We start from the raw sequence: 19,964 nt of genomic DNA on the forward strand, positions 1-19,964 counted from the left end.
TTGGCCCGGTGCCGGGCCGCCCGGTGCGTGCCGCGACCGCGGGGCCGGCCGTGGCGCCACCGCCGGCCGCGAGCCCACCGCCGGGGTGGCCGGCGGTCCCCGCGCCGGTGGGTGCGGGTGCCGGCGGGGCGGAGACCTCGACCCGGACGGTGCAGGGCCTGCTCTTCGTCCTCGGCGGGCTGCTGCTGGGCACCGCCGCGGTGGTCTTCACGGCGGTCGCCTGGGCGTCGGTCGGGGTCGCCGGCCGGGCCGTGATCCTCTTCGCGGTCACCGCGCTCGCCCTGGCGGTGCCGCTGCTGACGGTGCGGCGCGGGCTGCGCGGCACGGCGGAGACCTTCGCGGCCGTCGGGCTGCTGCTGGTGCTCCTCGACGGGTACGCCGCCTGGTCGGTGGACCTCGTCGGCGTGGCGGACTGGCCCGGCACCCGGTACGCCGCGCTGGTCGGGGGGGCCAGCGCGGCGGTCGCCGCCGGGTACGCCCGGCTCAGTGGGCTGACCGTGCCGTGGTTCGCGGCCCTGGTGACCGCGCAGCCGGTACTGCCCCTGCTCGCCGCCGACGCGCGGCCGGACGCCGCCGGCTGGGGGATGGCCTTCCTGGGGGTGGCGCTGCTCGACCTGGCGGTGCTGGTCGCGCTGCGCCGTCGGAACGCTCCGGCGGCCGGCACCGCTTCGGCGGTCGGTGACCGCCCGGCGGTCGTCGCCGGGCGCGTCCTCGCCTGGGTCGGGTACGCCGTCGCGCTGCTCGTGGCCGCGTACTGCGCGCTCGTGCCGCTGGCCGTCGGCCGGGCCGCCGGCATCCCGCTGCTGGCCGGGGTGCCGATGCTGCTGGTGGCGCTGACGCTGCTCGGCACCGCACTGCTCACCGGCGGGGCGGTGTTCCGCGCCGTGGCCGCCGCGCTGCTGGTGCCGGCACTGGCCGGCGCGGTGGTCCGCCCCATCGCGGAGCTGGGCCTGTCGCCGCTGCTCACCGCGCTGGTCGTGGTGGCCCTGGCCGGCGCGGTACGGCTGCTGCCCGCCGGCTGGCAGACCGGCCCCCGGGCCGGCGCGCTGCTGGTGGCCGGCGGGACGGCCCAGGTCGCCGTGCTGCTGGCCGTCGCGTTCGCCGGCACCACCGCCGGCCGGTCGCTGCCCCCGTGGCAGGGGGCCGCCGCCGGGCCCGACTTCGGCCGGGGCTGGCAGCTTCCGGTGGTGATCGCGCTGACCGTGGCCGCCCTGGGGCTGCTCCTGCCGAGGGCCGCCCGGCCGGCGCTGGCCGCGATCGGCGCGGCGGCCGTGGTGCTGGCGGTGCCGGCCGGCTGGCCGTCGCCCTGGCCCGCCGTGGTGGCCCTGGACCTGGTGGCGGCGGTCGGCCTGCTGGCCGTCGCGGTGGCGCGGCCGGGCGTCCGGTCCTGGACGGTCCTGGCCGCGGGGGTGGCCGGGACCGTCCTGCTCGGGCACGGCCTGGTGGTCGGGCTCGCCGCGCCGGCAGGGGCGGGCACGGCGCTCGCGGTGGTGCTGGTGGCCGGAACCGCCGTGGCGGGGGCCGGCCGGCGCGGCACGGCGGTGCAGCGCGGCATCGCCGGGACGGCGTTGGCCGTCATGGCGCCGGCGGTGCCGGCCGGCGCGGTCGTGGCCCTCCTCGCCGCCGGCGCGCCGGCCTGGTGGCAGGCGAGGGCGGCGCTCGCCGCCGTCGCGCTGCTGCCCGCCGGGCTGCTCGCGGTCCGCCGGCACTGGCCCGACCTGGGGGCGTACGCCTCCGTCGGGGTGGCCGTGGCCCTCACGGCGGTCGGGCTGGCGCCGGTGGTCGTACCGGCCGACGAACCGGTGACGCTCTACGCCGCCGTGGCGGTGCTGCTGGCGGCGCTGGGCGGCGCGGTGCGCGCCGACGTCGTCCTGCGGGTGGCCGGCGTCGGGCTGTTCGTGGTCTCGGCCGCCGCCGCCGTGCCGGTGGCGCTGGCGGCGCTCGTCGCCCCGTACGGCGCGGTGGCGCCCTGGTCCGGGGCGCCCACCGTGCGGGCCGATCCGGGGGCGTTCCCGGTGGGCCTGGCGCTGGTCGCGCTGGCGGTGGCCGGGGCGCTGGCCGGCCGGCTCGTGCGGCCCGGCCCGGCCGCCACCTCGCCGGTGGCTGCCGGCTGGTGGCGGGCGGCGATGACCGCCTCGCCGTTCGTCGCGACCGCGCTGCCCGTGCTGCTGGTGGCCGCCGGCGTGCCGTGGCCGGTGCTGCCGGTCGTCACCCTGCTCGGCGGGTCGGCGCTGGTGCTGGTCGCCGCCCTGGCCGCGCCGCGCCCGCTGCTCGTCCCGGTCGGGCTGCCGGTGGGCTTGCTGCTGGTGGTGTCCGGGCTGCTCGGGCTGCTGGCCACCCGGGCCGGAACGATCGTCGGCCTCGGCGTGCTCGTGGTCGTGGCGACGGTGGTCGGGGCGGCGGCCCGCCGGGACGACGCCCGCCTGAGCGGTGCCCTGGTGGCGGTGGCCGCCGCGACCGGTCTCGCCGTCGTCGCGCCGCTGGCCGGCGGGCTGCCGGTGCGGACGGCCGCGTTCAGTGTGCTCGCCGTCGCGGTGCTCACCCTGGCCGCCGCGGCGGTGCTCGGCGGCTCCCGGACGTCCGCCGGGCCGCCTCCGGTCGGCCCGTCCACCCCCGGATCGCCTCCGGCCGGCCCACCGACGCCCGGGCACGCTGGCGTGGCGGCGGCCGGTCCGGTCCGTCGGGTACGGGCCACGGCGGCGGCGTTGGACGCGGCGGCCCAGGCGGTGGCGCTGGTCGCGCTGCTGCTCGCGGTGGGCTCGGTCCGCCACGCCGCGGCGGTCTGCGTACTGTGGGGCGCCGCCGTCGCGCTACGGGTGCTGCGTCGGGGCGAGTCGTCGGGTCGACGGTGGGCCTTCGCGGGCATCGCCGGCGGCAGCGAGCTGGTCGGCGGCTGGCTGCTGCTGGCCGCCCGGGACGTGGCGGTGCTGGAGGCGTACACGGTGCCGGCGGCGGCGCTGGCTCTCGCGGCGGGCCTGGTGGCGCTGCGTACGCGGCCGGGGCTGACCAGTTGGCTGGCGCTGGGCCCGGCGCTGGCGGCCGCGCTGCTGCCGAGCCTGGTGTCGGTGCTGGTGGCCCCGGACCCCCAGCCGTGGCGGCGGCTGCTGCTGGGTGCCGCCGCGCTCGGCGCGGTCCTGGCCGGGGCGACCCGCCGCTGGCAGGCGCCGGTGCTGCTGGGTGGGGTGACCCTGGTGCTGCTCGCGCTGCACGAACTGGTCCGCAGCTGGGACCTGCTGCCCGGATGGATCTTCCTGGCCGTCGGCGGGTTGGCGCTGATCGGCCTCGCCACCACGTACGAGCGGCGCCGCCGGGACCTGGCCCGGCTGCGGGCCGCCGTCGGCCGGATGGACTGACCGGCACCGTCGGGGGTAGGGCTCGCCCTACCCCCGACCCGGGGGTGAGCAGGGTTACTCAGCGCAACCGTTCACCGGAGACTGGAGGGCAGGGGTGCGCCGGCCGGCGCGGTCCGGATCGAGGAACGGGAGCCGTGATGGTGCTCGAAGCGGTGGCGGACCCGCCCGTACGGCGGGGCAGTGACTACGCGCAGTTGTCCCGGCGGATCAGCGGGGCGGGTCTGCTGGAGCGGCGCCCGGGAAGGTACGTGACCCGGATCGCGCTCACGCTGGGCGTCTTCGCGGCGGGCTGGGCCGCGGTCGTGCTGGTCGGCGACTCGTGGGCGCAGCTCCTGGTGGCCGTCTTCCTGGCCGTCGCCACCACCCAGGTCGCGTTCCTCGGCCACGACGCCGGCCACCGGCAGATGTTCCGGCGGCGCGGGCCGAGCGAGGCCATCGGCCTGCTCACCGGCAACCTGGCGGTCGGGCTCAGCTACGGCTGGTGGGTCGACAAGCACAACCGGCACCACGCCAACCCGAACCACGAGGACGAGGACCCCGACGTGGGGGCGGGCGCGCTGGTCTGGACGTACGAGCAGGCCGCCGCGACGCGCGGGTTCGGCCGCCGCCTGGCCCGCCGGCAGGCGTGGCTGTTCTTCCCGATGCTGCTGCTGGAGGGGTTCGCCCTGCACGTGGCGAGCGTGCAGGCGATCGTGGGGCGGGACTCCGACGGTGGGTTCCGCACGCCGATGCGGCACCGTCGGGTCGAGGCGCTGCTGCTGGCCCTGCACGCCGTGGGCTACCTCGGCGCGCTGCTGCTGGTGATGTCGCCGCTGAAGGCGCTGCTCTTCGTCGCCGTGCACCAGGGGCTGTGGGGCTTCTACATGGGCTGCTCGTTCGCCCCGAACCACAAGGGCATGCCGATGCCCACCGCCGACGACGAGCTGGACTTCCTGCGCAAGCAGGTGCTCACCGCCCGCAACGTGCGGGGCGGCCGGCTCGTCGACGTCGCCCTGGGCGGGCTCAACTACCAGATCGAGCACCACCTGTTCCCGAACATGCCCCGGGCCAACCTGCGCCGGGCCCGGCCGATCGTGCGCGCCTACTGCGCCGAGCAGGGCGTCCCGTACGCCGAGACGGGGCTGGTCGAGTCGTACCGCCAGGCGCTCGCGCACCTGCACGAGGTCGGCCGGCCGCTGCGCGGCTGACCGACGCGCGGACGGGGGCGGCGCCGCCCCCGTCCGCGTACCGGCTCGGCTCAGGAGCCCATGGACTCGATCAGCTCCTGCGGGGCCTCCTGCGTGTCGCCGGCGGCCGGCTTCCGCACGGTGACCGGGGTGCCGAAGTCCGAGTAGTTGGTGATCATCGTGCCCAGGGACTCGTGCAGCACCTGGGTGTCGATGGCGAACTCGACGAGCCGGCCCTGGTCGTCGACCCTGGCGGTGAACGGGACGGCCTTGGCCTTGTCACCGAGGGCCTGGATGGCCTTGTCGTCGGGCTTGGTGCGGGTGTAGTCGAGGGTGCCCGAGTAGCTGCCCGGGCCGGTCTTCTCGACGTCCACCACGCTGTCGACCATCTGCTTCGCGCCGCCCGGGTCGCCGTCGGGCATCAGGTTGAGCTGGCCGCTCTTGCCGAGCTTGGTGGCGTCCATGTGCATCCACTTCTTCGGCATCCCCGGCATGCCGGTGACCTTCAGGTAGACGTCGTTGCCGAGCATCAGGACGCGGAAGGTGCCCTCCGCGCCCATCTTCATCGTCATGTCACCGGTCTTGGCGGCCGGGTCCATCATGCCGCTGCCGTTGACGACCGGCGACGTGAGCCGCATCTTGACGCTCTGCTGGGTCAGCTTCTGCGCGGCGGCCCCCAGCTCGGCGCGGGCGTCGGCGGGGGCGCTGCTGGCCGGCGCCGCCCCGGTGGTGGCGCCGCCGTTGCCGGCCGGAGCGTCCGCGTCCGTCCCCGTGCCGCACCCGGTGAGACCGAGGGCGAGCGCGGCGACGAGCGCGACCCCCGTGGTCGCCAGCCGTCGAGTGTTCATCGTGGAAATCTCCTCACGCAGGGTGGGCCGGGGGCGACACCGGTCGCCTTGCCCGGCCGGGCCGCCGGTCAGCCTAACCCCGCCGGTCCACAGCCGCCCATCTATGCCATGGCGGTCCCCGGATCGCCGTGCTGCCGGGTCGGCCACACCTCCCGCCGCTGGTCGTCGTCGTCGCGCCCGGTCCCGGTAGGGTCTCCCCATGGCAGACGTGCTCACCGCCGAGGCGGTGCGAGACGAGCTGGGTGGGCTGGCGGGCTGGTCGGGAGACCCCGCAGGGATCACCCGCACCGTGGAGCTGGCCAGCTTCCCGGAGGCCATCGCGGTGGTCGACCGGGTCGCCGTGACGGCGGAGGAGCTGGACCACCACCCCGACATCGACATCCGCTGGCGGGCCCTGACCTTCCGGTGCGTCACGCACTCGGCCGGCGGGGTCACCCGGCGTGACCTGGAACTGGCTCGGCGGATCGACGAGATCGTGGGGAGCGTCGGATGAGATTCGAGATCAGCAAGGTGCTGGACGCCATCGAGGGCCGGGTCAGCACCGACCCGTCGCTGGCCCGGGCCGTCGTCGACCTGGCCGAGGTGATCCGCTACCAGGACCTCGACGGCGGCCGGCCGGCCAGCCTGCTCCGCCTCGGCATGGTGATCGACGCCCTCGCCCGCGAGTTGGAGGAGGACAGCGTCCCGGTCTACGCGGTGGTCCACCGGGCCCTGCTCTCCGACGCCGACCTCACCTCCAACGAGCGCATGGTGGTGCGCCGGTGGGCCGACGACGGGCTGGTCGAGGTGCTCGACAACCCGGGCGACCGGATGCTGGAGGTGGCCGACCTGCTCGGGCTGCCGGTGCTCACCCGGGTGCGGGCCGACGGCCTGCGCGGTCGCTACCCGTGGCTGGTCGAGCAGGCCGGCCGGGTGCTCGCCCCGGTGCCCGGCGCGGGCGGGCCGGCCTTCATCGCCCACGTCGGCGGCGGGCACACCCCCGTCGCCGGTGAGCGGTCACCGGCCGGCGTGAAGCTGCTCGCCCGCCGGTGGCGCTGCGCCGAGCCCGGCTGCGCCCTCTTCGGCGGTGGCGGGGGCGGCGGGGCCTTCGCCGACCTGTCCCGGGTGGTGGAGCGCAGCCCCGCCGGCCAGCCGCCGCCCACGCTGCGCGGCGGCGTCCCGACCTGCCCCCGGCACGGCACCCGGCTCGGCGACGGCGGTCCGCGACCGCGCAGCGCCGTCCTCGCCGTCCGGGTGGGCGGGCTGATCCGCCGCCGCTTCGTGCTCACCGAGGACCAGCCGGCGGTGGTGGGCCGGGCGCCCGAGCAGGCCGGTGGGATCGTCCTGGGGCAGTGGCTCAACGACGAGGCGCGCCGCTGGATCAGCCGCAGCCACGTCCGGTTCGAGCTGCGGGTCGGCGAGGTGATCGTGACGGACGTGAGCACCAACGGCTCGGGCATCCGCCCGGGCGGGTCGATGGCGGAGGCCGACCGGATCCCGCTGGCGCCGCAGCAGTCCCGGGTGCTGGCCGAGGGCGACATGGTGGAGCTCTATCCCGGGGTGCAGATCGGCCGGCCCGACGAGCTGCCCAGCGGCACCCCCTACACGCCGACCTCGGTCATGGCCGAGGCCCCCACGATGGCGATGCGCCTGCCCCGCTGATCCGCCGGGGAGACGACGGGGGGGGCCGGGGCCGTGGTCCCGGCGCCCGCCCGCGTCGTACGGGGTCAGCCGGCCAGGGGGGCGGGGAGCTGGGGGGGCGCGTGGTCGATCTCCTCCTCGGTGATCACCAGCGGCGGGGCGAGCCGGATGGTGGCGCCGTGGGTGTCCTTGGCGAGCACCCCGCGCTCGGCGAGCCGCTCGCACGCCTCCCGGCCGCTCATCAGCGTCGGGTCGATGTCGAGGCCGGCCCACAGGCCCCGGCCCCGCACCGCGACGAGACCCCTGCCGATCAGCGACCGGAGACCGGCGTGCAGCCGGGCGCCCAGCTCGGTCGAGCGGCGCTGGAACTCGCCGGTGGCCAGCAGCCGCACGACCTCGGTCGCGACGGCGCAGGCCAGCGGGTTGCCGCCGAAGGTGGAGCCGTGCTGGCCCGGCCTGAGCACGCCGAGCACGTCGGCGTTCGCGGCCACCGCGGAGACCGGCACGATGCCGCCGCCGAGCGCCTTGCCCAGCAGGTACATGTCGGGCGTGACGTTCTCGTGGTCGCAGGCGAAGGTGTCCCCGGTCCGGCCGAGGCCGGACTGGATCTCGTCGGCGATGAAGAGCACGTTCTGCTCCGTGCAGACCCGGCGTACGCCCGGCAGGTAGCCCTCCGGCGGCACGACGACGCCCTGCTCGCCCTGGATCGGCTCGATCAGCACCGCGACGGTGTTCTCGTCGATCGCGGCGGTCAGCGCCGCCAGGTCGCCGTAGGGGACGACCGTGAACCCCGGGGTGTACGGCCCGAAGTCGGCCCGCGCGTCGGAGTCGGTGGAGAAGCTCACGATGGTGGTCGTGCGGCCGTGGAAGTTGCCCTCGGCCACCACGATGTTGGCCTGGCCCGGCGCGACGCCCTTGACCTGGTAGCCCCACTTGCGGGCGACCTTGATGCCGGTCTCCACCGCCTCGGCGCCGGTGTTCATCGGCAGCACGAGGTCCTTGCCGCACAGCTCGGCCAGCTCCCGGCAGAAGTCGGCGAACTGGTCGTGGATGAACGCCCGGCTGGTGAGGGTGAGCCGGTCGAGTTGCGCGTGCGCGGCCGCGATCAGCGTCGGGTGGCGGTGGCCGAAGTTCAGCGCCGAGTAGCCGGCCAGGCAGTCGAGGTAGCGCCGGCCGTCCACGTCGGTCAGCCAGCAGCCCTCGGCGGAGGAGATGACCACCGGCAGCGGGTGGTAGTTGTGCGCGGTCCACCGCTCCGCGTCGCGGATCGCCTCCGGCGTCCGCAGCATGTCGTCGATCACTGGCTAGCCTTTCCCTGACGGAGTCGCAACGTGCAGCACTTCGGTCCGCCGCCGGCCTTGCGCAGCTCGGAGAGGTCGACGCCGATCGTCTCGTAGCCCCGGTCGCGCAGCTTCGCGGCCAGGCCGGTGGCCTGCGCCGGCAGCACCACGTGCCGCCCGTCGCTGACCGCGTTCAGCCCGAAGACCTCGGCGTCGGCGAGGGTGGCGTGCACCGCGTCGGGGAAGAGCCGGCGCAGCACGGCCCGGCTGCCGGGCGAGAACGCCTCCGGCAGGTACGCCACGGTCCGCTCGTCGAGCACGGTGAGCGCGGTGTCCAGGTGGTAGAAGCGCGGGTCGACCAGTTGCATGGTCACCACCGGGTAGCCGAAGACCTCCTGGAGTTGCGCGTGTGAGGCGTGCGCGGTGCGGAAGCCGGTGCCGGCCAGCAGGATGTCGCCCGCCAGCAGGATGTCGCCCTCGCCCTCGTTGACGTGCTTGGGGTCGTACATCTCGAAGCCGGCGGCCTCGAACCAGGCGCGGTAGGCGGGGGCCTCGTCCGCGCGCTGCGGGTCGCGGAACTGCACCGCCATCGCCTTGTGGTCGATCACCGTGCCGCCGTTGGCGGCGAACACCATGTCGGGCAGGCCGGGCACCGGAGCGATCTCCTCGACGGTGTGGCCCAGGTCCCGGTAGATCTGCCGCAGCTGCTCCCACTGCCGGACGGCGAGGTCGACGTCGACCGGCGCGGTCGGGTCCATCCAGGGGTTGATGGCGTAGTCGACGGCGAAGTACGTCGGCCGGCACATCAGGAAGCGCTGGCTGGTGGCGTCCATCGTCATTGTCCTGCTCCCAGGGTCGGGCGCGCCCGGCCACCTTCGGCACACGGGCTGGCGCCGTTGCTCAACGCTATGCGGCGCCGATGGTGGAATCCACCGCTGGAAGTTGCGCAGGACGACGAATCGTTGCGTGTGGGACACCTTTGACGACGGTTCGTTGCGTATCGTCGCGTGTCGACGCATCGCGCGGGGATCCGGGCCCCGGAAGACACTTCGGGGGCGGCGAACCGCCGCCCCCGAAAAAGGGTCGCCCGGCTGGTGAACCACCAGGCTGGTCGGGCGTCGCCGGTGAACCACCGGCGCTGCCGGCGCATCGCCGGCGAGCCGGACAGTGCCCGCTAGAAGCGGTCCACAAACTGTGAGTCAAGCCACTCGCGGAACCGCTGCACCCAGTCCCCGTCGGTGGTCGGCCAGTCGAACTGGCCGGTCATCGCCAGCACGCCGAGCACCACCGCGCCGAGGCCCAGCGCGACGCCGAGCAGCGCGTCGGTCTTGCCGGCGATGTGCCGGCGGCGGGTGGCCATCAGACCCAGCACGGCGAGGACCGCGCCGAGGGCGCCGAGGGCGATGCCGTACCCGGCGAGGGTGCCGGTGAGCACGAAGAGCGCCCCGGCCACGCCGACGATCAGACCCAGCGTGGCGAGGATGCTGGCCCGGGGCTTCGGACCGGCGACCACCGGCTCCGGCCCGCGCTCGGGGACGCCGTCACCGTCGCGGTCGACGGGCCGCTGCACGGTGCGGTCCCGGTCCACGGGCCGCTCCACGGTGTCCCCGTCGAGCGGGCGTTCCCCGGTGCGGTCCCGGTCCGTCCGGGCGCCCAGCGCCGCGTTCCGGTCCAGATCGGTCGTCCGACCGTCGAGGGTCCGTTCGAGCGCCGGGTCGGGCTCGGTCGTCCGGGCCGCACGCCGGTGGTCGTCGTCGGTGGGCCGGGCCGTGGCGGCCCGGGCGACGGCCGCCCGCTCGGCCGCCCGCCGCTCGGCGGCGGCGTCCCGACCGGCGCCGTCGGGCGCGGCGCTGCTGCGGTAGGTCGTCTGCTCACCGTCCCGGTCGGTGACCACCGGACGGCTGGGCCCGTCGCCGCCGTCCGCGTCGGCCCGTGTCGCGCCGTCCCGGCCGGTCTGGCCGGAAGCGTCGCGGTCGTCGACGCGGCCGTCGAGGTTCTCGTCCCGTGCCGGTGTCTCTTCCGACCGGCGGGACAGCGAGGGAATCTTCACCACCACACACCTCCTCATGAATGCGTGGTCGCCGATGCAACGACGCCGCCCACGCGGTACGCCTCTGCAATACCCAGGCGGTCGTCGCCCGACACCGGGGCCGCGCGCGGCGATGGGGCCGGGCCGGCGCGAAGGACATTCCCGTGCGGCCGGGCGCAGCGGCCTACCGCCGCCAGGTGTCGAGGGCGCGGACGGCGGCGCGGGTGAAGTCGTCCATGAGGTCCGGGCTGCCGCTGGTGCCTTCCCAGCCCTGGTCGTGGAGCACCGTCGTGACGTCGTCGACACGGATCACGGCGATCTGGGTGACCGCGTCGCCGCCGGTGCGGTTGCCCTGCAGGTCCGTCTGCGGCCAGGTCTGGGTCACGAGCAGGGCCTCGTCGCCGACGCCGGGCAGCGGGCGGGTCCGGACGTCGACGGTGGCCCCCGACCGGCGGAAGGACGGGCACGAGCCGAGCGAGCCGCGCAGCCGCCGCAGGTAGTCCGAGGCGCCCTCACCCTCGAAGCTGAAGATGGTCTGCGTGACCGTGCCGTACGGCACGTTCTCCGGCGGGTCCCCGATCTGCTTGTAGACGTTCATCATCGAGGCGCTCGCGGTCACCGCCCGACCGCCGGTGCCGAACTCCTCGTCGCACAGCTTGGGCAGGGCGTTCGCGACGGGCGTCGCCGCCCGGGGCGACTTCCGGAGCTCCGGTGGCAGGTCGAGGAAGGCCGAGGTGGGAATGGTCACCCGCGTCCGCCCGGTGGGCGAGGGCGTGGGTGCCGTCGCGGAGGGCGTCGACACGGTCGCCGAGGGCGTGGGTGCCGCGCTCCGACCCTGGTCGTCGGCCGGGGCGGTGCAGCCGCCGCCGAGGCCGACGGCACCGAGCAACGACACACCGAGGGCGGTGGACCGCCGCAGTCTGCTGGCGGGGTGCCGGGGGATGCGGTGGTCCATCGCGGTGCCCTCCCTGTGCTGGCGTGGCCGTTCCGGGGGGCGCGGCGGCCGGCCTGTCCCGACAGTTCTTCCCGGCAGCGGGTCGACCGAAACGGCGGGGGTGCTGCCCGGCGGACCGCCGGGCAGCACCCCCGCCGGGCCGAGGCGCGTCAGGCGGGCACCGTCCACTTCTGGTTCGCGCCGCCGGTGCACGTCCAGACCTGCGTCGGTGTCGCGTTTGCCGAGTTGTTGTCCACCACGTCCAGGCACTTGTTCGCGCTGGCGCTGACCAGGTCGCGGGCCGCCGTCGCGGTCCACCGCTGGTTCGCGGCGCCGGTGCAGGTCCACAGCTGGGTGCGGGCGCCGTCGGCGGTGGCGTTGTCCCGCACGTCCAGGCACTTGCCCAGGGCCCGTATGGTGCCGTCGCCGCCGAGCGTCCACTGCTGCGCGGCGCTGCCGTTGCAGTCGTAGAGCTGGACGGCGGTGCCGTCGGCGCTGTTGGCCCCGGCGACGTCGAGGCACTTGCCGGCCAGGCCGACGACCGGGCCGGTCCGCCCGCCGCCGCCGGACTGGCTGCCCGACCAGGTGAAGGTGGCGGTGGTCCGGGCCGGCAGCGAGTACGTGAAGGACTGCCCGCCCCAGACGACCTTGACCGACTGGCTGCCGGTGCCGCCGTTGTGCGCGATGAGCGCCTTGGACCCGTCCGGGTTCACGTACGCCACGTTCTGCACCGCGCCGTTGGCGGTCGAGTCGATCCGGTACGCGCCGGGCCGGACGAACTTCGTCAGGTGCCCGGTGGTGTAGTACTCGACGGTGTAGTCGACCTGGCCGGCCCGGGGGCCGCCCTCCTGCACGGTGACCAGGCCGGTGCAGACGTCGCAGCCGCCGTTGTGCGGGCCCCTGTTCTGGTTGAGGGCGAGGCTCCACTTGACCAGGCTGCTGCTGTGGTTGCGGGCGTAGTTGACGATGTCGGCCAGGTCCTCGTTGTGCTGGTTGCCGATCCAGGTGCCGCCCGAGTGCTCGGTGCTGAACTGGCGCACCGACGGGTACTGGTTGCGCACCTGGGTGCCCACGGTCGGCTCACCGAAGTAGCCGTGCCAGGCGATGCCGCCGAAGAGCGGATCGTTGCGGATGCCCGGGTCGGCCAGCAGCACCGCCCCGAAACCGGAGTAGTCGCCGTAGTTCCAGTCGTGCACGAGGACCTTGGTGTTGAGGCCGGCGGCGCGCAGCGCGGGGTAGAGGTGGTTCTTGGTGAACTCGACCAGCCCCGACCCGTTCCAGCTCATGCCCGGGTAGTTCATCTCGGTCGGCGCGGCGGACTTGCAGCAGTTCGGCTCGTTCTGCACCGACAGGTAGTTCACCGCAATGCCGGCGGCCTGGTAGGTCTGCACGTACCTGACCAGGTACTGGGCGTACATCGGGTAGTACTCCCACTTGAGCCAGCCCATCTGGTCCATCCGGCCGTTGTCCTTCATCCAGCCGGGGGCGCTCCACGGCACCCCCTTCACCCGCAGTTCCGGGTTGAGCGACCGGGCCTGGGCGGTGAGCAGCCGCACGTCGGTGTCGTAGCCGTTGGTGTAGAAGTCGTTGAGGTCGCAGCAGGTGTCGTCGAGGGAGACGTTGCCCGGGCGGGAGAGGTCCGAGGCGCCGATGGGGTTGCGGACGAAGGAGAGCCCGATGCCGTCGGTCGGGGAGAAGAGCTTGCGCATCACGGCGTCGCGGGTGGTCGCGCTGATCGGTCCGCCCCGGAACAGGTACGCGGTGGTGTCCGTGATCGACGCGCCGCCGCCCTCGAACTGCTGGTAGCGGGTGTTCTCGTTGACCGTGATGGTGTGCGTCGCGCCGCCGCTGGAGGGGGCGAAGGCGAGCGGGGCCTGCTGCTGGAGGCCCCGGCTGACCTGGCGGCCACCGGGGTCCGTGGTGGTGGTCAGCCAGACGTTCACCGGCTCGTTGGCGGCGGACGCCGGCGCCGGGAGCGTGACCGTGGCGGCGGCCACGGCGGTGCAGAGCGCGAGCAGGCCCGCGGACGCGGCCCGGCGCCGGGCTCGTCGGCGGTGGCCCGCCGCGGCGGGTGCGGGGGTGGGGGACATCGGGACTTCCTCTCGCGCGGCGGTGGGGGGGCGATGTGCGGCACGTGCACGAACCGGCCGGTGACGGGCGCGTTGATGTCACGGATTGCCCGGACCTGTCCGAACCTCCGTGGGAACCAGTTAATATTCCTTCGTAATAGAAGTCAATGAATCTGATCGGTCGACTGTCGTCGAGGCGCGCGCCGCCGGCGCTGGACCCCGGGAGCGCTGACTATCCTTGGCACCCGTGCCAGAGGGACACACCATCCACCGCCTGGCGGCGCGGCACGCCGAGCTGTTCGGTGGGGACAAGGTGCACGCCGCCAGCCCGCAGGGCCGCTTCGCCGAGGGCGCGGCCCGCCTCTCCGGCACGGTCCTGGAGGCCACCGAGGCGTACGGCAAGCACCTGCTGCACCATCACGCGGGCGAGCTGACCCTGCACGTGCACCTCGGGCTCTACGGCAGGTTCGCCGACGGCGCCGGGGAGCCGCCGGAGCCGGTCGGCCAGGTGCGGCTACGGCTGACCAGCGACCGGCACTGGCTCGACCTGCGCGGCCCCACCGCCTGCGAGCTGCTCACCCCGCCCGAGGTGGCGGCGCTGCGCGGCCGGCTCGGCCCCGACCCGCTGCGCGCCGACGCCGACCCCGACCGGGCGTACGCCCGGATCTCCCGCAGCCCGACGCCGCTGGCCGCGCTGCTGCTGGACCAGTCGGTGGTGGCCGGCACCGGGCTGATCTTCGTCACCGAGGCGCTGTTCCGGGCCGGACTGCCGCCGACGATGCCCGGCCGGCGGCTGACCCGCGCCGGTTGGGACGCGCTCTGGGCCGACCTGGTGGCGCTGATGCGGCTCGCCGTCGGTCGCGGCCGCATCGACACCGTCCGCGACGCGCACCTGCCCGAGGCGATGGGCCGCCCCGCCCGCGTCGACCGGCACGGCGGCGAGGTGTACGTCTACCGCCGCCCCGGCGAGCCCTGCCACGTCTGCGGCGACCCGGTCAGCCGGGGCGAACTGGCCGGCCGCAACCTCTACTGGTGCCCCACCTGTCAGCGGAGCTGACCCCTCCTCGGCCGCGCCGCACCGATTCCGCGCCGGGCTGCGCCCGCCGCCCGCGCCCCGGGCGCCGCCGCAGGGGTCACCCGGCCGCGAGCAGCCAGCGGACCACCTCCACCTGGTGGGGGAAGACCTTCCCCTCGCCGATGCTCCAGGCCAGCGTCTGCCCGATCGTCCAGCCCCGTACCCGCTCCCGGTCCAGGTCCAGCTCCGCGCTGAGCCGGTCCAGCCGGTGCCGGACGGCGTCCGGCGAGTGCCCCAGCTCCGCGCCGCGCACCAGCGGCACCACGCCGAACTCGCGCTCACCGGTCAGCGGCTTCGGGTCGATGAGCAGCCACGGCTCCCGGGTCGCCCGCAGCACGTTGCCGGCGTGCAGGTCCTGGTTGACCAGCACCTGCTCGCCCTGGCTGCCGACCAGGTCCGCCAGCAGCCCCAGCGCCGCGTCGATTAGCCGCCGCTCGTACGGCCGCCCGGCCCGCTCCCAGTTGGCCGGCAGCCGCTCCAGCCAGCCGGCGGCCTCGTCGGCGAGCGGGGTGAACGGCGGACCGGCCGGCCGCCACAGCCGGGGCAGCAGCCCGACCGCCACGTCCAGCGCCGCGTCGGCGGGCAGGGCGTGCAGCGGCGTACCCGGCTCGCACCGCTCGACCAGCAGCGCCCGCCGCTCCGGATCGTGCGCGAGCAGCCGGGCCGCTCCCACCCCGGCCCAGTGCTCCAGCGCCGTGGCCTCGTGCACGCTGTCGGGGTCCGGGTACTGCAGCTTGAGCACCGCCGGCGTGCCGTCGGGCAACTCGGCCGGCAGAGCCAGCGACGCGAAGGCGTACGGGAAGGGCGGCCCGAGCCGCAGCGACCAGCGCGCGGCGCAGGCGGCCAGCCGCTCCGGCAGCGCCGCCAGCCACTCCCGCCCGGCCGGCACGCCCCGCACCCACCCCAGCCCGTCCGGGATCAGGAGTTCGGAATCCACCCGTCCATCCTGGACCAGCGCCCGCCCACCCCGCGCCACCGATTTCCCCGCCCCACCCATCCGCCGGTGATCAAGAGGTTCGGGTCCGTCCCGGAGATCGAACCGGACGCGAACCTCTTGATCACCGACCCGCACCGGGGGAGGGGCGGTGCCGGTGGCGGAGAGTGGGGTGGGGTGTGGGAGCGCGGTCAGCGGAGGCGGCGGATGTCACCGTGGGCGCGGTAGAAGCCGCCCCGGCCGGACTCGCGGACCTGGGTGACCAGGTAGCGCGCGCCCGGCTCGCGGATGCCCTTCGGGAACTGCACGGACCAGTCCCGGTGGAAACCGGGGGAGACCACATGCACCCGCAGCCGGCCCCGGTCCTCGACGCACTGCACGACCACGCCGCCGTCGACGTCGCTGGTCACCTCGACCGTCGTCCAGGCCGCCGGCTCCGGCATCCGGGGCGGGGCCTTGACGTCGACCACCTCCGGCACGCTGCCGGCCTCCGCCGCCCGGATCGCCGGCTCGCTGGCGTCGATGCAGGCCAGGTGGCCGCCGGTGGTGACCACGTAGAGACGATCCTCGTGGTACTGCATCGAGTAGGCCGAGCCGCAGCCGGTGCCGAGCTTCCACAGCCGGTTGCCCGCCGCGTCGAAGCAGTAGATCGAGGACTGGCTGTCGCCGGCGAAGACGTACCGGCCGCCCTCGGCCGTGGCGCAGGAGAAGACCGGGGCGTCGCAGCGGTAGGTGCGCTCGACTCGGCCGTCCTTCGCCAGGCGCACCACCTCCCGGGTGCCGGTGCCCGCGAACACCGCGCCGGGCTCCTGCCAGCCGAAGAGCACCGATCCGGTGCGGGTGTGCCACAACTCCTGACCCGTTCGCCAGTCGTAGCCGGTCACCCCCTGCGAGTGGCCGTGGTAGAGCGCCTCGGCGTCGCAACGCACCATCCACGCCGACCGGCCCCGGCCCTGCCGGCGCCAGAGGAACTCGTCCTCGTGGTCGACGGCGACGATGCCGCCGCCCGCGTCGGAGACGCCCAGCACCCCGTCGTGGATGTCCAGCCAGTAGATGTCGATCTCCGGCGCGATCTCGTAGGCCACCCGGGGCACCTTGCCGGACAGGTCGTAGACGTTGCCGTCGTCGCAGCCCGCGTAGATCCAGGCGTCGTCGGCGACGATGCACTTCACCCCCTCGGGGAGGCGGACCTGGTTGAGCACCCGGGCGTCGTGGCCGAGCGTGGTGATGACCCCGCGCTCGTTGCCGACCATGCAGCTCTGCCCGTCGACGAAGATGCCGAAGGCGGGGGCGCCCGAGTCGTAGCGCCACAGCACCGGGGCGGTGCGGGCGGTGGAGCGGGTGCTGACGATCTGCCGTCGGGAGACGGCGCGTTTCTGCCGCACCCCCGGCACGGCCGGGGCGTATCCCTTGCGGACCTTCTCGCCGATCTTCTTCGCCGCCGCCGCGCGGGCCTTCACGTTGTCGGCGTAGGCCGTGGTCTTGACCTGGCCCTGGTCGCCGATCCGGCCATAGCGGACGGTCAGCGCGCAGTCGTCGACGACGACCTCGTAGAACTTGTGCGCACCGTCCGATTCGGACAGTTCGAGGTAGGTCGTCTCCTGCGACATGGGGCCCTCCGAGGGGTCAGCGACCGGCCTGACACGGCCGGCGCGGCGACAGCGGGCACACGCTAACCGCCACCCCCGACAAAGCCCCACGCGGATGCGCGGAGGGCGTTTCCGCCTCAGCGGCCGACGGCGGCCAGGGCGTCGACGGCCTTGCGGGCGGCGACCAGCACCGGGTCCCAGACCGGTGCGTACGGCGGGGCGTAGCCGAGGTCGAGCGCGGTCATGTCGTCCACCGTCATGCCGTTCCACAGCGCCACCGCGAGGGTGTCGATCCGCTTGGCCGCCTCGGACCAGCCGACGATCTGCGCCCCGAGCAGCCGCCCGCTGGGCTTCTCCGCGATCAGCTTGACCGTCATGGACCGGGCGCCCGGGTAGTAGCCGGCGCGGTTGGTGGACTCGGCGATCACCGAGACGAACTCGAACCCCGCCGCCGCGGCGTCCTTCTCGCGCAGCCCGGTGCGCCCGACCTCCAGCTCGCAGACCTTGGTGACGGCGGTGCCGATCACCCCGGCGAAGGTGGCGTACCCGCCGCCGATGTTGATGCCGGCGACCCGGCCCTGCTTGTTGGCGTGGGTGCCCAGCGGCACGTGCACCGGCAGCCCGGTGACCCGGTGCACGGTCTCCACGCAGTCACCGGCGGCCCAGACGTCCGGCACCCCCTGCACCCGCATCCGGCGGTCCACCCGGATCCCGCCGGTGGTGCCGAGCGGCAGGCCGGCGGCCTCCGCGAGCGCGGTGTTGGGGCGTACGCCCAGACCGAGGACGACCACGTCGGCGGGGATGGGCCCCTCGGCGGTGACCACGGCGGACACCCGGCCGTCGGTCTCCTCCAGGCCGGTCACCCCGAGGCCGGTGCGGATGGTGACGCCGATGCCGCGCATGGCGTCCGTGACCAGTTCGGCCATGTCCGGGTCCACGGTGGCCATGGGCTGCTCGGCCTGCTCGACCAGGGTCACGGCGAGCCCGCGCTGGATCAGCGCCTCGGCCATCTCCACCCCGATGTAGCCGCCGCCGATCACCACCGCCCGGCGCGGCCGGGGCTCGGCCTCCAGCCAGTCGCGCAGCGCGGCGCCGTCGTCGAGGGTCTGCATGCCGAAGACGCCGCCGGCGTCGGTGTCCGCCCAGCCGGGCTTCTTCGGCACCGCCCCGGTGGCGTACATCAGGGTGTCGAAGCGCTCCCGCGCCTCGCCGCCGCCGTCGAGGTCCCGCGCGAGGACCTCGCGCCGGTCGAGGTCGATGGCTGTCACCTCGTGCCGGAGCCGGACGTCGATGTCGAACTTCTCCCGGAACGTCTCCGGATCGCGCGCGATCAGCTGGTCCCGCTCGGGCACCAGCCCGCTGATCCAGTACGGGATGCCGCACGCCGAGTACGAGGTGAAGTGCCCCCGTTCGAAGGCGATGATCTCCAGGTCGCCGCGGTCGCGGCGGCGCCGCGCCTGGGACGCCGCCGACATCCCCGCGGCGTCCCCACCGATGACGATCAGCCGTTGCGCCACGGGCACCATCCTGTCACGAGCGGTCGGCGCCGCGGGTCTGCCGCGCGACGTCCTCCACCACGTCCACCAGGCTGCCGGTACGCGCGAAGACGGCGCGCTGCCGGGCCGCCCCGGTGCCGTGCCGGCGCAGCCCGTCGACGAGGCCGGTCACCTCGTCGAGGTCGCCGTGGCGTTCCAGCGCCGGGCGCAGCCGCTCGACGAGCTGGTCGAACAGCTCCCAGGCCGGGCGCAGCTCGCCGTCGGTCAGGTCGACGCCCTCGCCCTCCAGCCCGTCGTGCGCCGCCCGCCAGTGCGCGGCGACCAGCAGGTGGTGGTCGGTGCGCAGGGCCGGCCGGCCGGCGGCCATGTCGTCCATCGCGGTCGCCACCATGGCCCGGACGAGGGCGGCGACGAGCACCGCGTCGTCCACCGACGGGCAGACGTCGCCGATGCGGATCTCCACCGTCGGGTACTTGGCCGACAGGCGGGCGTACCAGTAGAGCATCCCCTCGTCGAGCATCACCCCGCTGGCGATGAGCTGCCCGATCAGCCGTTCGTAGTGCTCGTGCGACTCCAGGAACGGGGTGGGCGCCACCGACGGCCAGCGCTCCCACTCCACCGACCGCCAGCTCGCGTACCCGGTGTCCTCGCCCCGGGCGAAGGGGGAGTTGGTGGTCGCGGCGTGCAGCACCGGCAGCCAGGGCCGGACGTGGTTGAGCACCTGCACCCCGGTCTCCGGGTCGGGCACCCCGACGTGCACGTGCATGCCGTTGTTGCCGGGGCCGGGGACCAGCAGGCGGAACCGCTCGATCATCCGGTCGAAGCGGGGCTTGTCGACCACCGGGGGCACCGGGCCGTCGACCGGCCCGGTGCCGATGGCCAGCAGCCGTACGCCGGCCCGCTCGGCCGCGTCGGCGAGCGCCGCCCGCAACACGCCGAGTGAGTGCCGGATCGAGGAGAGTTCCAGGCCGGGCGGGCTGCCGATCTCGATCTGGCTGGTCTGGAACTCCCGCTCCACCTGACCGCGCAGCTCGGGCGGCACCTGCTCCATGACGAGGTCGACGGCGGGCACCGCGGCTCCGGTGTGCGGGTCGACGAGCAGGAACTCCTCCTCGACGCCCACCGTGAGCAGGTCGGTTTCCTGAGCCGTCCCGCTCGGAGCTTCCACCACCTGGCCGGTCATCGCCACCACCGTCCGTTCCACCCCGACGGCGGTCCGTCCGCGCCGGGTCGGTCAGTGGTTACCCACCGTACGCAGGCGCGGAAACGCGGACCGGCGTGTCGCCCGACCGCCCGGGCCGGGGTCGGGGCGGGTGCGCGGGGTTGTCGCGCGAACGGGTCGGGTGGCGTGACAGCGGGTCCTAGGCTGGTCGACGTGCCGGGGCCGCTGGGGATCGTGCTGGGGATGTGGGCGTACGCCCTCGCGCACCTGACCCTGTTCGCCGACCGCCCCGCCGGGCTGCTCGCCGGTGCCGCGCTCGCCGCCGTGGCGCTGCTCGCCGTCGCGCTCGCGGCGCACGCGACCGGCCTCGTCGACGCGCCCCGGGCCGGCCGCGCCGCCGCCCTGCGCG

15 protein-coding genes and 1 pseudogene are annotated in these 19,964 nt (G+C 75.1%); 6 read left to right on the forward strand and 10 right to left on the reverse strand.

The window, feature by feature from the left end:
* The first annotated feature begins 107 nt into the window (after window positions 1–107).
* Complete coding sequence (locus V6U77_RS27210) at window positions 108–3,353, forward strand: SCO7613 C-terminal domain-containing membrane protein (protein ID WP_334609595.1); 3,246 nt, start codon at window positions 108–110, stop codon at window positions 3,351–3,353.
* A gap of 137 nt (window positions 3,354–3,490) precedes the next feature.
* On the forward strand, window positions 3,491–4,540 hold the full coding sequence (locus V6U77_RS27215) for a fatty acid desaturase family protein (RefSeq protein ID WP_334609596.1): 1,050 nt from the start codon (window positions 3,491–3,493) through the stop codon (window positions 4,538–4,540).
* A 50-nt stretch (window positions 4,541–4,590) separates the two neighbouring features.
* On the opposite strand, the gene V6U77_RS27220 is transcribed toward V6U77_RS27215, so the two are convergent.
* Entirely contained in the window at window positions 4,591–5,367 is a 777-nt protein-coding gene (locus tag V6U77_RS27220) for a hypothetical protein (protein ID WP_334609597.1), read from the reverse strand.
* 199 nt (window positions 5,368–5,566) lie between these two features.
* On the opposite strand from V6U77_RS27220, the gene V6U77_RS27225 reads away from it, so the two are divergent.
* Both V6U77_RS27225 and V6U77_RS27230 read left to right on the forward strand, forming a co-directional pair.
* Entirely contained in the window at window positions 5,567–5,860 is a 294-nt protein-coding gene (locus V6U77_RS27225; RefSeq protein WP_121399652.1) for a 4a-hydroxytetrahydrobiopterin dehydratase, read from the forward strand.
* The gene (locus V6U77_RS27230) at window positions 5,857–7,008 is read left to right on the forward strand and encodes an FHA domain-containing protein (protein WP_334609598.1); all 1,152 of its coding nucleotides are present in this window, start codon (window positions 5,857–5,859) and stop codon (window positions 7,006–7,008) included. The genes V6U77_RS27225 and V6U77_RS27230 overlap by 4 nt, the downstream gene beginning before the upstream one ends.
* 65 nt (window positions 7,009–7,073) lie before the next feature.
* On the opposite strand, the gene rocD is transcribed toward V6U77_RS27230, so the two are convergent.
* The 5 genes from rocD to V6U77_RS27255 all read right to left on the reverse strand — a co-directional run bounded on the left by rocD (window position 7,074) and on the right by V6U77_RS27255 (window position 13,320).
* On the reverse strand, window positions 7,074–8,288 hold the full coding sequence (gene rocD, locus V6U77_RS27235; protein WP_334609599.1) for an ornithine--oxo-acid transaminase: 1,215 nt from the start codon (window positions 8,286–8,288) through the stop codon (window positions 7,074–7,076).
* On the reverse strand, window positions 8,285–9,100 hold the full coding sequence (gene ddaH / locus V6U77_RS27240; protein ID WP_334609609.1) for a dimethylargininase: 816 nt from the start codon (window positions 9,098–9,100) through the stop codon (window positions 8,285–8,287). The genes rocD and ddaH overlap by 4 nt, the downstream gene beginning before the upstream one ends.
* Before the next feature lie 341 nt (window positions 9,101–9,441).
* A complete protein-coding gene (locus V6U77_RS27245) occupies window positions 9,442–10,317 on the reverse strand; it encodes a UbiA family prenyltransferase (protein WP_334609600.1) in 876 nt (291 codons plus the stop codon).
* Window positions 10,318–10,480: 163 nt separating this feature from the next.
* Entirely contained in the window at window positions 10,481–11,251 is a 771-nt protein-coding gene (locus tag V6U77_RS27250; protein ID WP_334609601.1) for a hypothetical protein, read from the reverse strand.
* A gap of 149 nt (window positions 11,252–11,400) precedes the next feature.
* Window positions 11,401–13,320 carry a lectin gene (locus V6U77_RS27255; RefSeq protein ID WP_334609602.1) on the reverse strand — a complete coding sequence of 640 codons (1,920 nt, stop codon included), beginning with the start codon at window positions 13,318–13,320 and terminating at the stop codon, window positions 11,401–11,403.
* 226 nt (window positions 13,321–13,546) lie between these two features.
* Here V6U77_RS27255 and V6U77_RS27260 point away from each other — a divergent pair, with 226 nt between their 5' ends.
* Window positions 13,547–14,356, forward strand: coding sequence for an Fpg/Nei family DNA glycosylase (locus V6U77_RS27260; RefSeq protein WP_334609604.1), 810 nt, complete (start codon window positions 13,547–13,549; stop codon window positions 14,354–14,356).
* A 76-nt stretch (window positions 14,357–14,432) separates the two neighbouring features.
* Here the strand turns inward: V6U77_RS27260 and V6U77_RS27265 are convergent, their stop codons facing one another.
* The 4 genes from V6U77_RS27265 to V6U77_RS27280 form a co-directional block, all read right to left on the reverse strand.
* Window positions 14,433–15,311 (reverse strand): aminoglycoside phosphotransferase family protein, encoded by an 879-nt coding sequence (locus tag V6U77_RS27265; RefSeq protein WP_334609605.1) that lies wholly within the window; start codon window positions 15,309–15,311, stop codon window positions 14,433–14,435.
* Between the two features lie 188 nt (window positions 15,312–15,499).
* Complete coding sequence (locus tag V6U77_RS27270) at window positions 15,500–16,918, reverse strand: WGR domain-containing protein (protein WP_334609606.1); 1,419 nt, start codon at window positions 16,916–16,918, stop codon at window positions 15,500–15,502.
* A 116-nt stretch (window positions 16,919–17,034) separates the two neighbouring features.
* On the reverse strand, window positions 17,035–18,414 hold the full coding sequence (locus tag V6U77_RS27275; RefSeq protein ID WP_334609607.1) for an FAD-dependent oxidoreductase: 1,380 nt from the start codon (window positions 18,412–18,414) through the stop codon (window positions 17,035–17,037).
* 13 nt (window positions 18,415–18,427) lie between these two features.
* On the reverse strand, window positions 18,428–19,576 hold the full coding sequence (locus V6U77_RS27280) for a carboxylate-amine ligase (protein ID WP_334609608.1): 1,149 nt from the start codon (window positions 19,574–19,576) through the stop codon (window positions 18,428–18,430).
* Between the two features lie 192 nt (window positions 19,577–19,768).
* Between V6U77_RS27280 and V6U77_RS27285 the strand changes: the two are divergent.
* A pseudogene (locus V6U77_RS27285) lies at window positions 19,769–19,964 on the forward strand (DUF6412 domain-containing protein); the annotation flags it as partial.

The organism is Micromonospora sp. CPCC 205546, from assembly GCF_036902715.1.
In the GTDB taxonomy this organism is placed as follows: Bacteria; Actinomycetota; Actinomycetes; order Mycobacteriales; family Micromonosporaceae; genus Micromonospora.

Coding starts and splice junctions, on each gene's coding strand:
- V6U77_RS27215 (WP_334609596.1), top strand. CDS start 3,491: ATGGTGCTCGAAGCGGTGGCGGACCCGCCCGTACGGCGGGGCAGTGAC.
- V6U77_RS27220 (WP_334609597.1), bottom strand. CDS start 5,367: ATGAACACTCGACGGCTGGCGACCACGGGGGTCGCGCTCGTCGCCGCG.
- V6U77_RS27225 (WP_121399652.1), top strand. CDS start 5,567: ATGGCAGACGTGCTCACCGCCGAGGCGGTGCGAGACGAGCTGGGTGGG.
- V6U77_RS27230 (WP_334609598.1), top strand. CDS start 5,857: ATGAGATTCGAGATCAGCAAGGTGCTGGACGCCATCGAGGGCCGGGTC.
- ddaH (WP_334609609.1), bottom strand. CDS start 9,100: ATGGACGCCACCAGCCAGCGCTTCCTGATGTGCCGGCCGACGTACTTC.
- V6U77_RS27250 (WP_334609601.1), bottom strand. CDS start 11,251: ATGGACCACCGCATCCCCCGGCACCCCGCCAGCAGACTGCGGCGGTCC.
- V6U77_RS27255 (WP_334609602.1), bottom strand. CDS start 13,320: ATGTCCCCCACCCCCGCACCCGCCGCGGCGGGCCACCGCCGACGAGCC.
- V6U77_RS27270 (WP_334609606.1), bottom strand. CDS start 16,918: ATGTCGCAGGAGACGACCTACCTCGAACTGTCCGAATCGGACGGTGCG.
- V6U77_RS27280 (WP_334609608.1), bottom strand. CDS start 19,576: ATGACCGGCCAGGTGGTGGAAGCTCCGAGCGGGACGGCTCAGGAAACC.